The 13444-nt window shown below is 73.5% G+C and carries 8 protein-coding genes; 2 read left to right on the top strand and 6 right to left on the bottom strand.

Features of this window, described 5'->3' with window-relative positions:
* Positions 1-37 precede the first annotated feature (37 nt).
* On the bottom strand, positions 38-760 hold the full coding sequence (locus tag ACH4TV_RS23580) for a hypothetical protein (RefSeq protein WP_398401149.1): 723 nt from the start codon (positions 758-760) through the stop codon (positions 38-40).
* Between the two features lie 209 nt (positions 761-969).
* Here ACH4TV_RS23580 and ACH4TV_RS23575 point away from each other — a divergent pair, with 209 nt between their 5' ends.
* Entirely contained in the window at positions 970-1782 is an 813-nt protein-coding gene (locus ACH4TV_RS23575; RefSeq protein WP_398401147.1) for a hypothetical protein, read from the top strand.
* A gap of 4 nt (positions 1783-1786) precedes the next feature.
* Here ACH4TV_RS23575 and ACH4TV_RS23570 read toward each other — a convergent pair whose 3' ends face one another.
* Positions 1787-3244: a hypothetical protein gene (locus ACH4TV_RS23570; protein WP_398401145.1), complete on the bottom strand. Its 1458-nt coding sequence runs from the start codon at positions 3242-3244 to the stop codon at positions 1787-1789.
* 88 nt (positions 3245-3332) lie between these two features.
* Complete coding sequence (locus tag ACH4TV_RS23565; protein ID WP_398401143.1) at positions 3333-3878, bottom strand: hypothetical protein; 546 nt, start codon at positions 3876-3878, stop codon at positions 3333-3335.
* A 280-nt stretch (positions 3879-4158) separates the two neighbouring features.
* On the opposite strand from ACH4TV_RS23565, the gene ACH4TV_RS23560 reads away from it, so the two are divergent.
* Positions 4159-6552, top strand: a complete 2394-nt coding sequence (locus ACH4TV_RS23560; protein WP_398401141.1) for a helicase-associated domain-containing protein — start codon at positions 4159-4161, stop codon at positions 6550-6552.
* On the opposite strand, the gene ACH4TV_RS23555 is transcribed toward ACH4TV_RS23560, so the two are convergent.
* The 3 genes from ACH4TV_RS23555 to ACH4TV_RS23545 are packed head-to-tail and all read right to left on the bottom strand — an operon-like array spanning position 6539 to position 13424.
* Positions 6539-8413, bottom strand: a complete 1875-nt coding sequence (locus ACH4TV_RS23555) for a hypothetical protein (protein ID WP_398401139.1) — start codon at positions 8411-8413, stop codon at positions 6539-6541. The genes ACH4TV_RS23560 and ACH4TV_RS23555 overlap by 14 nt on opposite strands.
* Positions 8410-12267 (bottom strand): DUF5682 family protein, encoded by a 3858-nt coding sequence (locus tag ACH4TV_RS23550; RefSeq protein WP_398401137.1) that lies wholly within the window; start codon positions 12265-12267, stop codon positions 8410-8412. Before ACH4TV_RS23550 ends, ACH4TV_RS23555 begins: the two co-directional genes overlap by 4 nt.
* Entirely contained in the window at positions 12264-13424 is a 1161-nt protein-coding gene (locus ACH4TV_RS23545; RefSeq protein ID WP_398401135.1) for an AAA family ATPase, read from the bottom strand. Before ACH4TV_RS23545 ends, ACH4TV_RS23550 begins: the two co-directional genes overlap by 4 nt.
* Between the last annotated feature and the right edge of the window lie 20 nt (positions 13425-13444).

The raw sequence follows: 13444 nt of genomic DNA, 5'->3' as shown, positions 1-13444 counted from the left end.
CGGCCGGTTCGCGCGGAGACGCTGGTGCCCGGGATGCTCAGCCCGCTGCCACCTTCTCGACCTTGGAGACCTGTGCGGACAACACCTCGTCCGGCATCTCGGCGGCATAGTGTCCGAAGGCCATGACGGTGGCACCACTGCGTACCACCGTGGTCCAGATCGGGACAGAGCCCTGCGCGGTCGTCCTGTACGACACCGCTTCGTCGCCCGAGTCGGGAGCGTCGGCTGCCGCGACAGCCTGGTGCCCACCGTTGTCGTACCCGCCACAACCCGTCGCCGCTGTCCGGAGTTTGGCGAGGATCTGCTCCGCACCGGCCTGATCGAGGGCGAAGAGCTTGATCTCCACCCCGGTCTGGTCGGCGGTCTGCCCCGACGCCGGCATGCTCACGGCCACGCTGTACCGGAACGCCTTCGCCCGCGGCTCGAGCTTGCCCACGGCCATGTTCAGAAGCGGCTGGCACTTGGCCGGGGACACCCGCTGCGCGACGCCCTCGGGAGCAGGCATGCCCCCCATCTCCTCGGACATCTGAAACCCGTTCAGATCCGTGTCGACCAGGACGGCGGCCTGCAACTGAGCCTCGCTCAGCGCCTTCGCCGGCGGCCGGGGCTGCTCGCTCTCCGCGTCGGCCGCTGCTTCCACTTCCGCCGACGCCGACGGCGACTCGGCCCCCCGGGCGGTCGACTGCTGCGTCGCGCCGCCCGGTTCCTCGGTCCCACCACCGCACGCGGCCAGCAGCGACATCATCGAAAGCACCGACACAGCCGCCGCAGCATGCCGCACTCGCACCATCCACCCGCTCTCGTTCCATCTGGCCCCGGCACGCTCATGCCGACGAACGACAACACTTCCAAGCGCTCGCTCCGAGGGCACCGGTGGAACTACGTAACCGCATACGTAGTTCCACGGATCCGACACCGCTCCCGCGAAGCGATCATGGTCGTTCACATCCATAGGGAAGAGGGGATCCGGTGGCTCGTCGCACCAACACGTCCTGCACGGGGATGGCAGTCAGGGGTTACCTGTTGCTGACCTTGTGGTCCGCCGTCGGCTCCCTCCTGGTGCTGCCGTTCACCGTGGTCGACCTGATGGCATCCCAGGAACCGCCGCTGCAGCTGCGCGGCTTCGGACAACACGCGCTCGTGTACGGCGCGCCCGTCGCCGCCGCCGCGGGGGTGGCCGCGTTCATGGGCCGGATACGTCGCGCCCCAGGATGGGTCTTCCCGGCCCGTACGGCCGTCGTGCTCGCACTCAGCCAGGCCGCCGTGGTGGGGGCCGAGGCACGGTTCGACTCACCGGACTGGCACTCCCGTGCACTGGCCCTGGGCGGGGCCGCCGGGCTCACCGCGTTTCTCTGCCCACTGGCGCTTCGCTGGTGGCACAACGGTGGTCTCAACGGCGGCCGACGCCGCCCGGACGCGGGCGAGATCTGGCACGCCGTGGTGCCCTTCCGTGAGTCCGACGGCGAGCTTCCCCACTACTGCGTGGTCATGAGAGCCCGATTCCGCCACGTCGAAGTCCTCCAGATCACCAGCCAGAACAAGGACAGCCGGGACGACCACATCGGCATGCCCAACGACGGCTGGGACTTCAGCTCCGGCAAGGACCACTGGGTCGAGATCGGCCTCCCGCCACGCCTGGTGCCCTACGGGAAGTTCACCGAGACCAGACCCAAGGGCCCCTGCCCGAAGTACGTCTGGCGTCAACTCCGAGCGAACCGCCCGAAATCCGTCGCCTCCGGCATGCCCACTCTGCGGACCAGGATCACGCAGTACTTCGGGTGATCTGTCAGCTGTACGAGCCTGTGGGACGGAAGACCGCCTTTCCTTCCCACAGGCGGGCGAAGAGTGCGCCCTTGTCCAGCTGTTCTTCGTCATCGTCGTCGTCCTTGGCGAACACCTCGTCCACCAGGATGGTGCGCAGGTGCTCCTGGACGCCCTCGCCGTACCCCTGCCGGTAGTCGTCGATACCGAAGTGGTGCTCCGCTTCCACGGTGGCCTGCACATCGTGGTCGTCCGCGATGACCAGGCGTCCCCGGATGGTGCGTGCCTCAAGGGTGTGGTCGTTGTAGTAGCCGTAGACGATGTCCGCCTCGATGTCGCCGCCGACATGCATGTCGCCGTCGGTGTACACCGCCTGGGCCGTCAGGTGTCCGCCGATGGCGACACCCGAGTCCGGGCCCGAGTCCGCCAGACAGCCCTCGACGGTCACGGAGCCGGTGACCACGAAGGGGCACACCACCTGAAGGTGCCCCTTGACGACGAGGTCGCCATGGTGGAAGAACGGAGCGCGCAGTTCCTGCTCGCCCACCAGGGTCCGGGCTGTTCCCGTGTCGCCGAGTCCTCTCCGGCAGAGCTCCAGTACCCACGCGAAACTGTCGGAGCGCCAGTTGCGGTTCAGCGCGGCCACGAAGTGCTGGTAGCTGTCGTACGTGTCGTCCACGTTCCGTTGCAGGCCGGGGTCGTCCCAGCCCTCGGCGCGTAGTTCCGCCGCGGCCCGGCGGACGGCATCCATGTCGATGGGGACCGGTCCGCCCTCGGTGAGGGGGTAGCGGACGTGTGCGGGTGCCCCTGCCGCTTCCAGCATCGGCACGATCTGCGACCGGGCGTGTCGCTGATGGTCGTTGTTCTGGTTCAGGTGCAGGGCGATGCCCAGCGGGGTCTGTCCGAGGTGGTTGACGGCAGCGGTGTCGGCGCCGTGCTGGAGCAGGAGTTCCACCAGCTGGGGCCGGGCCGAACTCACCGTGGCGTGCAGGGGGGAGTTGCCGAGGCTGTCGGTGTCCGTCATCGACGCGCCGTGGTCGAGCAGGAAGGCGTAGACCTGGGTGGCGGTGGTGCTGCGGTGCGCGAACGAACCACCCATGACGTCCCCGCAGGGTCCGTCGAGGCGGGCGCCGTGCTCGACCAGAAGCTCCAGCACCGCCACCGACCGGTCGACGGCGGCTTGCTGCGCGGTGTCGTTGAGCAGGACGGCCCGGCCGGCGGGTGTCACTCCGGCACGGTCGCGGGCGTGCACATCCGCACCCGACTCCAGCAGAGCACGTACGACCTCCAGCGAGGGCAGCGGATCCCCGTCCTGGTACGGGGCCCGGACCGCCCGGTGCAACGGGGTGGCGTCCTGCCCATCGCGCGCCGACACATCAGCGCCCTCGGCCAACAGGGCGCGGATCCTCGCTACTTGCTCAAGGGGCTGAGCGCCGTGCGCGGGGTCGACCGCGTCAAGGAGAGCATCGTCTGTTCCAGGCATGACACCGGACCGTAGCCGACGCCTACGACGCCCACGGCCGGTGAGGACGAAAGGGACGCCGATTACGTATCCGGTTGCGTAATTCCACTCACTCGCTGTCCGACACCGAGGTCGTCCGGTCCTCGTGCTTGTGGACCACCAGCTGGGGGCAGACCCGGCGCAACGCGTCCGCCAGCAGCTGGACCTCGTGCCCAGGCCGGTCGAACCCCGCCCGGGTGCGGTAGACCCTGCGGCCCACCCGCAGCTCCAGGATGCTGTCGCCGCTGCCACCCTCCGCGGATCGGTACCCGACGGTGAGCGGACGCAGTGCGGTCACCGCGCCGAGGGGATGAGTGATCACCGGGCCGTGGCGCCGCTGCAGGACCAGCACCGGCGGTGGGCCCGGCCGGATGTCGGCCGCCACGATGGAGCGGATGTTGCGTAGCCACGGCGGCACCAGGATGCCGCCCCAGAAAGCCGCGAACACACCACCCACGAACAGGCCTCCCAGCGGCTTCATGACGTACGCCGCGAACACGAAGAAGACGTGGAGCAGCGTGCCGAAGACGTAGGCGCCCAAGTCGCCCTTCCCTACGCGGTCGCTGGGGCGGTACATCTCCCAGTGGAAAGCCTTGACTCTCTTGTTCGTGGACACGGGCACAGCATGATTGCCCGGGCACAGCAGCGAAAGGGGCGTTGCGCGCATTACGTAGTTTCACGGATGTCCCGGCCCCGGACTCCGCGAGAGCCGGTCCGTGGAGGGAAATCCCCAGCCGTCACACGGAAGTGGGATTCTCTCGTCGGCGAACGCAACCGCCCTTCGCGATGCGTCATTCTGGTGGTGTCCTGCGCAGGACCGGTCACGGTCCGGTTGCCATCGGTGCTCGTTCTCGTGAGGTGCCCCCATCGCTACGCCCGGCGGATCCACCCTGGCCATGTGGCTGAGCGGTCCCGAATCCCGGCAGTTGGAGCGAGTCCTCGCAGCTCGCCCGGATGCCGTGGCGCCACCGGAGCCACGGTCGCTCGGCGAACTGGCGGACCGCCTTCAACGCCCGGCGTCGGTGGCGCTCGTGCTGCCCCGGCTCGCACGGCCGCACCTCCAGGTGGTCGAGGCGCTGGCGGCGCTGGGGCCGGCTTCGCGTGCCGCACTGGCGGATCTGCTGGGCGCGACCGGACCAGAGGGCGCTCGGGGCCTGGACGCGGCACTTGGGGCGCTGACCGATCACGCGCTGGTGTGGCCGGACGGTGAGGGGCTGTTGCACATGGCGGCGCCGTTGCAGGAGGCGTGGGACGCGCCGCTGGGACTGGACGCGCCGCTGGTCCGGCTGCTGGCGGACACGACCTCCGAGGAACTGCGCCGGATGCTGGCGACCCTGGGCGTCCGGTCCCCGGCCGGCACCAAGCGGCAGCGGCTGGCGGCTCTCGTGGCTCACCACAGTGATCCGGAGCGGGTCACCGCGCTGGTGGCGGGGGCACCCGCGGCCACCCGGGACCTGCTGGAGCGGCGAGCGAGTGACGAGACCGGACTCCCCGGCTCGCAGGCGGAGTTCGTCGTCCTCGGGGTGTCACGGCCCGACTCCGGGCCGGAGGCGCGCTGGGCGCTGGAACGGGGACTGCTGATACAGGACCGGCACGGCTACGGACCCGCCCGTATGCCCGCCGAGGTGGCGCTCGCGCTGCGGGGGGACGACTGGCATGCACCGTTCTCGCCGGCTCCGCCCGAAGTACGGACCACGCCCATCACCCAGGCGGACGTGGACCGGGAGGCGGCGGCCACCGCCACGGCGTTCGCCGCCCACGCCGCATCGGTCCTGACGGTGTGCTCCGCCGCTCCGCCGGCCCGGTTGAAGTCCGGCGGGGTCGGCGCACGTGAGCTGTCCCGGGTCGCCAAGGCGGCGCGGTGCGACGACATCGTCGTACGCCTCGTCCTGGAAACGGCGTACGCCGCCGGGTTGTTGGTCCGGGACGGTGCTCAGGTCGTGGCGACGGACGGCTACGACGGCTGGGCGCGGCGAGAACCGGCGGAGCAGCTCACTGTGCTGCTCAAGTCGTGGCGGACGCTGCCGTCGACCCCGTCCCAGGCTCGCGACGAGGACGGCAAGGCGCTGCCCGCACTCGCCGGAACACCGCCCTGCGAAGGCTGTGCGCAGGCGCGGGACGGACTCCTCACCGCCGCAGCGCACCTCCCGGCGGACCAGGCAGCGAAGAGCACCGCGGAACTGGGGCCGCCGGTCGCCTGGTATCGCCCGCTCGCCCATCAACTCCCGCAGGACACCGGGCCGTTCGCGACGCTGGTCCGCGAAGCCGAACTGCTCGGATTCATCGCCCGCGGCGCTCTGTCCCGCATCGGTGCCGCCGTGCGGGCCGACGACACGAAAGCCCTGGCCGCGGCCTGCCAGCACCTGCTGCCGACGGCCACCAGGGCCGCCCGCTTCGGCGCCGACCTCACGGCCGTCGTCACCGGCACACCATCCGCCCACCTCGCCGAGCTGCTGGACGCCGTCGCGGACAGGGAAGCCGGAGGCACGGCGTCGGTGTGGCGGTTCGGCCCGGGCAGTATCCGCCGCGCCCTGGACTCCGGCCGCACACCCGACGCGATCGCGGCCGACCTGGCCGCCGTCGCCGTCGGTGCCCTCCCACAGCCGCTGTCGTATCTGATCCACGACACCGCGCGCAGCCACGGCCGCATGCGCGTCACCTCCGCGGCCTGTGTGATCCACGGCGAAGAACCCGCCCTCCTCGCCGAACTCGCCGCCCACCGAAAGCTCGCAGGCCTCGGCCTACGACAACTGGCCCCAACGGTTCTCATCAGCCGGACCCCGCTCGACACAACCCTCGCCGCGCTCCGGGCCGAGGGCTATGCCCCCGTCGCCGAGGCCGCCGACGGGACCGTACGTGTCGAACAGAACCGGAGCCCTCGTGCCGCCGCCCCGGTGCCGCACCCACGTCCGCCCGGCGGCACGAGGGCACAGGCGAAGCGGTCCCCGGCGGTCGTCGACGTGAGCGCGCTGGCCGCCACGCTGCTGGCCGCACCGCCCATCGCATCGGCGCCCGATCCGTACAACGGAGTCCCCTTCGGCAGCGACACCGAGGAGATCATCGCCGGGTACGCGCACCTGCTGTCCTTCGCCGACGTCCGTCAACTGGCCCACGCCATCAACGAGGGACTGGCCATCACCATCGAGTACGTCGCCGCCTCGGGCAACCGCACCGTACGCACCCTCAGCGAGATCGACTTCGACCCGCCCTACCTCTACGCCTGGTGCCACCTGCGCGACGACGAACGTGTCTTCACCCTCTCCCGCATCCACGGCGTCATGCCCGGGTAGCTGATATCACCGATGCCTCCGACGCTTCCGGGCGGGCAGCATGCCAGGTGGCTTGGATCAGAACCCGTTCAGTGCTCGCCAGATGGACCGCCGCGGCGAGCCAGGCCGACGCGTAGTGGTCGGGGTCGGCTTCGTCGAGGCGGCCGAAGACGTCACGGGTGCGGCGGTCGGCCGCCGCGGTCAGTGCCGTGGCCAGGTCGGCGGCGGTGCGGAGTCCCGTACGGCGCAGGGAAGCCGTGTCGCGGCCGAGGTCGCCGCTGCGGGCGGGCTCGGCGACCGCACGGCGGCCTCCGGCGACAGCCAGTTCGACCAGCCGCCGCACCCGCCACAGCGGTGAGTCGGCCAGGGGGTCGGGCGGGGACGGTGTGGGTGCTTCGGCGGGCGGACCGGCGTCGGGGGGCGGAAGGTGCGCGCCTTGGATGCGGTCATAGCCGAGATCGGCGCGGTCCAGCCACTCCGGAGGCAGCCGGAGTGTCGCTTCGGCGCCGGGTACCGGGCCGACGGCGAGCGGGTGCAGGGTGGCGGCCCGGTCGGGGTCGAGCCGGCCGATCACGCGTATGCGGAGGCCGGGGCGGGAGGCGAGCCGGCGCAGGTTGGCGGTGTGGGCGAGGTCGGGGTGGGCGTTGGCGGCGGCCAGGTGGATGAGGGGGCCGGTGGCGGCCGACAGTTCGCGGGCCAGGAGGCGGTCGCCGAAGGCGCCGACGACGACCAGGTCGCAGCCGATCGGCTCGCCGGTCCGCCCGTCCCGGCCGGGGTCCGTGGCGAGCCGTTCGGCGACGGTCTCGGCGAGCGGGCGGGCGAACAGGGCGGACAGAGGTTCCGACGACCAGGGGACGCCGGTCAGGGGGGTGGCCCGGACGCCCTTGCCGGAGCCGAGGCGGCCGTCCGGGGAGACGGTGGCCCCGGTGATCAGCAGGCCGCCGCGCGCGAGTTGGGCGTGGTCGAGTGCGGCCGGGCCGAGGGAGACGGGAGCCGTGGCGGCGCCCCGGGCGCGGGCCGGGCCGCCGGGTTTGACGTCGGCGACGGAGAACCAGCGGCCGTCGTCGGTGACGAGGTGGGTGACCACGCCGCCGTAACCCGTGGCGCTGATCACCGGCTCGCGGCAGACCCCGTGGACGCGCAGGCCGCCTTCGCCCGGCCGGTAGCCGCGGCGAGAGGTGCCGATCAGGTCCGGGTCGGGGTGGGCCGCCGCCAACAGGCGGGTGGTGAGCAGGAGTTCGCGCAGCGCGGCGGCCAGGTCGGCCAGGCGATGGCCGTCGTGCCGGGCACGGGCACTACGCAGACCGCGTACGACGCGCACGGCGGCGGCCTCGGCCCGGTGCAGGCCGGCCAGCCGGGCCGTGTGGGCGGCCCGCAGCAACTCGGCCTGGGGCACCGCTCCGGCGGCGGGCACCCCGGCGGCGAGGACCGCCGCGGCGGCCGACCACAGGGCGGATGCCGCGGTGATCTGGGCCGCGGTGAGCGTGGCGGTCACCGGCGCGGGGGATTCCGGGGCCGCCGCGACGGGCTCGGGCGCGGATGTGGCCGCGCTCCCCGCCGCCGTGGCCTCCGCTGCCGCTGTGACCTCCGTGTCCGCCACCGGGCAGGCGCCCAGGACTGCCGCCCGGTGCAGGCAGCGGGGCGCGAGCAGGCAGGTGCAGTGGGCCTGGTCGGCGGTGGTGACCGTACCGGAGGGGCCGGGCGTCAGGGTGACCACGGCGTCCTCGCCGCAGCTGACGGAGACGGTGTCGCCGTCGACCGTGGCGCCCACGGCGGCGTACTGCTCGATCGCCGCGTCCAGCTTCTTGCGCAGCCGGGAGGTCAGGTTCTCCACGGCGGCGGCCACCACATCCGGGGTGACGGGCGGGAGTTGCTCGTTCATCGGGGTTCTCCGCGGAGGCGGTCGCCGACCCAGCGGGCGAGGGCGAGGGGGCTGAGGGCGGCCACGGGCATTCCGGCCGCGACGAGTTGCTGGGCGACGGGCACCGAGTAGCGCGGGGCTCCGGTGTCGTCCAGGGCGGCGCAGCCCATCAGGTGGACGCCGGACGAGGCCAGCGAACGTACCTCTCCGAGCAGGCCGCCCAGCGGATACCCCTCCTCGAAGTCGCTGACGACGACCACGAGGGTGCGGCTGGGCACCGTCACCAGCGAGCGGGCGTGCGCGAGGCCGGCCGCGATGTGGGTGCCGCCGCCGACCCGTACCTCCAGGAGGAGCGACAGGGGGTCGGTGACCTGGTCCGTCAGATCGATCACGCGGTTGGAGAAGGTGAGGAAGTGGGTGGAGAGGGTGGGTACGCCGCCCAGCACGGCCGCGGTCAGCGCCGACCAGATGACGGAGGCCTCCATCGAGCCGGACACGTCGACCACGAGGATCAGCCGCCAGTCGGCCTCGCGCCGGGACCGGGTGCTGAAGACCGGCTGTTCGGGAACGACGACGAGCCGGCCGTCGTCGAGCCGGCGGGTGCGGGCGAGGTTGGCCCGCAGGGTGCGGGGCAGATCGAGCCGGCCACCGGGACGGCGGGTCGGGCGCGGGGTGGCGAGGCCGGTCAGGGCGGGGCGCAGCCGGGTGGCGAGTTCGCGGGCGAGTTCGTCGACCAGGCGGCGTACGAGCGGCCGGAGCCGGGCGAGTTGCTGCTCGGGCATACCTCCGGCGAGGGAGAGGACGGAGGCCAGCAGTTCCACGGAGGGGCGTACGGAGTCCGGGTCGAGCTGGGTGAGTACGTCGGTGCGGCCCGTGCCGGCGGCCCTGCCGAGGACCTCCTCCCGGACCTCGTCCCCGAACAGGGCGTCGAGTTCCTCGGCCCATTCGCGAGCGGTGGGGAAGGCCCCCTCCTGGCCACCGCCGGTTCCGTCCCCGAGGTCGGCGGCGCCCTCGCCGCGCCCGGCCCCGTACAACTCGTCGAGGGCGTGCGCGTAACGGCGGGCGCCGGCGGGGAGCCGGTCGGTCTCCCGGCCGAGCAACAGCCGCCAACGGTCGGCGGGGATGAGGCGCGACTCCGCTGCGGCTGCCGGTGCCGTTGCGTCGGCGGCCGGCGTAGTGGTCGCCGTCGCAACGGCCGGCTCGTCCCCCGTCCCTGCCGGGACGGCCACAGCCCCGGGTGCCGTTGCGACGGCGGCTGGGATCGCGGGTTGTGTGACGGCGGGCCCGGCGTCAGCCGGTGTTCCCTTCGCGGTTTCCGGCTCGGTGTGCTCGGGTGCTGTCACGGCGGTCTCGGGCGGGTGCGCCGATCCGCGTGCTCCTTCGGACGTGTCCAGGGCCGTGTCCGGGGCCGTGTCCAGGGCCCCCTGAGCCACCCGACGGGCTGAGCCGTCGGTACCGGGCACGCCGTCCGCCGGGAACAGCAGGCCCAAGGCGTTGAGTGCGGCGAGCCCGGCGGTGTCGGCGGCGGTCCACAGGGCGAGGAGTTCGGGCGGGGCGGCCAGCGTGAGGTCGAGCCGGTCGCCGAGGCGTTCGGTGATGGTGTGCAGCAGACGGTCGCGGGCCGCCGGGGAGAGCGTGTCGAAGCCCCCGCGCAGGGCGGGCAGGCGGTCCAGGAAGGCCTGGTCGGTGAGTGCGTCGACGCGGTCCAGCAGGGGCGCGAGGGCGGCGGGGGCCGCCTGGAGCAGCGGTCCGGCGGCGCTGAGCAGGCCGGTGAGCAGGCGCGCCAGGCGGTGGCGGCCGTCCGGGCCGGTCGCGGTGTCGACCCAGCCCGCGGCCCGGGCGCCGAGGGCGTCGGGGCCGTCGAGGTCGAGCAGGACCCTGGCCGCCGACGCGGCCCCCTGGACGAGCGGGGAGCCGGTGCGTGCGAGTGTGCCCAGGGCGTCGTCCATCCGCAGCCCGAGACGGTGTTCGCCGGCCCTGGCCGCCAGGTCGACCAGCGCGGCGGCGTCCTGCGGATCGTCGCTGCCGGCCAGTCCGGGCAGTGCCCTCACGGCGGCTTCGAGCAGGGTGACGGCCAACTCGGCGGCCTGCCCGCGCCCCTTGGGCGTGGTGCCGGGCAGATGGCCCTGGCGCAGCGCCTCCAACAGGTCGAGGGCGTCCAGCAGTTCGGGGAGGGTGGCGGCGGAGGGCAGGACGACGGCGCCCTCGGCAAAGCGGTCGGCGACCAGATCGGGCAGGTCGCACCGGGCCGCGTCGCGCAGCCCGCTCAGGAGCTGTGCGCAGGTGGCTCCGCCGTCGGCCGTCTCGCGACGGTACGTCTCGCGCAGGGTTCCGGCGGCGGCCTGGGCGGCGTCGACACCGCGTACGCCCGCCAGGTCGAGCCGCGCCGGCACGGACGGGGTCCAGGCCAGCCGCCATCGTGTGGTGAGGGCGGACGCGTCCCCCGTACCGGTCACGGCGACCGGCTCGCCGTATCCGACGCCGCACACCTTGAGCCGCTGGAGCAGGATCTCCCGGCCGCCGTCGAGTGCGGACCGCAATGGGTCGAGGCGCATTTCACGGGGTTCCGCGCTGTCCGGGCCCGGCAGCCGCAGCGCGGCCAGCTCCGCCTCCACCGACGGGCCAAGACCCGACCGGGGGGTCCCGGGCGCGATCCGTCCCCGCTCGGCACCGACCAGCACCGTTTCGAGCGCGCGGGCCAGTGCCCGGCCCCGGCCCAGGGGTTCGCCCTGGCCGAGCACGGTGGTCACCGCCTCCAGCAGCTCTCCCCGGCCGGGTGCGGGCAGGCCGCGCAACCTGGCGAGGTCGCAGGCCAGCCGCAGGGTCTCGGTGGCCTCGCCCGTGCCCGCGGTGTGCCCGGCAGCGCGCATCTCCCGGCACAGCCCGGTGATCGCGCGGGCGGCGGCATCACGCACGCGGCCGGGATCACCGTCGGCCATGAGGACCGCCTGCTGCCAGCGCGGGTCGCGGATTCCGGCGGGATACCCGGAGCGCGAGTCCAGCAGATCGAAGGCGTACGGGACCAGCGAGGTGACCGGCGCCCGCCCGACGGGCCCGGGGGACGGGCTGTCGGTTTCCCGTCCGGCAGATCCAGCAGATCCAGCAGGGAGGGGGACGGACTCGGTCGCGTCCGCACCGGCCAGGGCCGGGGCGTGGAAGGCGCCGATGACGGCTGCGACGCGGCGGCCACCGGCGGTGGCCTCGGTGAGGACGCGGCGCATGTGGGCTTCGCGGGCGAGGTCGATGGCGGGGATGCCGCCGGTGGCCGCCGCGTCCTGGCGCAGGGCCCAGCCGACGCCGAGGGCGGCGCGGCGGACGGCTTCGGGTGTGCAGCCGGGGGCGAGGACCTCGACGGCGCGGTCCCAGAGGTCGTCGCCGTCGCGTCCGGTGCCGGCGGCGGTGAGGCCATCGGCGTAGGCGGGTTCGGCGCGGGCCGCCGGGGTCTCCTCGCCGTGGTCCGCACCGGTCGGTGCTGACCAGCCCGCGTCGGCCAGCGGAAGGTCGCAGCACAGCACGGCGGCCCCTCGCTCGCGGGCCCAGCGGATCGCGGCGAGTTCCGGCGAGAAGTCGGCGAAGGGGTAGAAGGCGAGCCCGCCGTCCTCGCGGGCGCCGGCGACGGCCAGCGGTGCGACGGCGCGCGGGTCGGCGAGATGCGGCAGCCACCGCTGGAAGTCGGCCGGCAGCTCGACGCACACCACCTCGGCCCCGGCCGCGTCCAGCAGGGCGGGCACGGCCCAGGCCAGCGCGGGGCTGTGATGGCGTACGCCGAGAAGGTACGGCCGGACGGAGGCCGCGAGTGCTGCCACCGCCTCCCGGGGGTCGGCGACGGATGTCCTCGGCGGCGCGGCGGTCACCGCCGCCTGGTCGACGGTCAACGCAGGTTCTCCCGCAGGTCCCAGAGGCGGCGCCACAGGGCGGAGCCGTCCTCGGCGCGGCGGCGGACCGGGCCGTCCCAGTAGCCGAGCAGGCGCCCGTGGTCGGCGGGGTCGTCCTTGCGTACGACGCCGAGGAGATGCCCGGGTACGAGGTCGAGGAGGTCCCCGGCGGGGAGGTAGGCGGCGGCCAGGCCCAGGGAGGCGGCGACCTGCACGGCCTCGGCCGTGGACATCACCGTGCCGGGCCGCTCGACGTCCCAGCCTTCCGCCGAGCGGCCGGAGCGCAGGTCGCGGAAGACGGTGACCAGCGCGTCCAGTACGGCGTCGTCCACACCGAAGGCGGCACCGGCCCGCTGGACGGCGGCGGTGGCCTGACCGCGCACGAGAGCGGTCTCGGCGTCGGCGTCGGCGATGGGGTGGACGGTCTCGAAGTTGAAGCGCCGCTTGAGGGCGGCGGACATCTCGGAGACGCCCCGGTCACGGAGGTTGGCGGTGGCGATGACACTGAAGCCGGGTACGGCGGGGACCAACGCGTCGGGTGTGCCCGCGAGTTCGGGCACGCTCAGGCGCCGGTCGGACAGGATCGACACCAGGGCGTCCTGCACCTCGGGCAGGCAGCGGGTGATCTCCTCGATCCGGGCGACCTGCCCGCCGCGCATGGCGGTCAGCACCGGGGAGGCCACGAGGGCCTGCGGGGTGGGCCCCTGGGCGAGCAGCAGGGCGTAGTTCCAGCCGTAGCGGAACGCGTCCTCCGTCGTGCCGGCGGTGCCCTGCACGGTGAGGGCGCTGGTGCCGCTGACGGCGGCGGCCAGCAGCTCGGAGAGCATCGACTTGGCGGTGCCCGGTTCGCCGACCAGCAGCAGGCCGCGCTCACCGGCGAGGGTGACCACGCAGCGTTCCACCAGGGCGCGTTCGCCGACGAACTTGGGGGCTATGGCCAGTCGCGCGGGCAACGTCTCATGCGGTTTTGGCAGGTGCAGGCTCTCGCCACCGCTGCCGCAGATGAAGGTGACCACGGCACGCGGGGTCAGCGCCCAGCGGGGCGGGCGCGGACCGTCGTCGTGGGCGGCGAGGAAGGCGAGTTCGGCGGCGTGGCGCTCCTCGGCCGGCAGTGTCTGCCGGGCCGGGAGGGCTGTCGCCTGTTCCATCAGGGTCATGAAGTTCCTTGTGCTCTACG

Source organism: Streptomyces sp. NPDC020898, from assembly GCF_044333925.1.
In the GTDB taxonomy this organism is placed as follows: Bacteria; Actinomycetota; Actinomycetes; order Streptomycetales; family Streptomycetaceae; genus Streptomyces.
The sequence above is the reverse complement of the archived record's forward strand: the minus strand, read 5'-3'. Positions and strand labels throughout refer to the sequence as shown.

Excerpts from the sequence above, each read along its gene's own strand:
- ACH4TV_RS23570 (WP_398401145.1), bottom strand. The coding sequence starts at position 3,244 with ATGCCTGGAACAGACGATGCTCTCCTTGACGCGGTCGACCCCGCGCAC.
- ACH4TV_RS23560 (WP_398401141.1), top strand. The coding sequence starts at position 4,159 with ATGTGGCTGAGCGGTCCCGAATCCCGGCAGTTGGAGCGAGTCCTCGCA.
- ACH4TV_RS23555 (WP_398401139.1), bottom strand. The coding sequence starts at position 8,413 with ATGAACGAGCAACTCCCGCCCGTCACCCCGGATGTGGTGGCCGCCGCC.
- ACH4TV_RS23545 (WP_398401135.1), bottom strand. The coding sequence starts at position 13,424 with ATGACCCTGATGGAACAGGCGACAGCCCTCCCGGCCCGGCAGACACTG.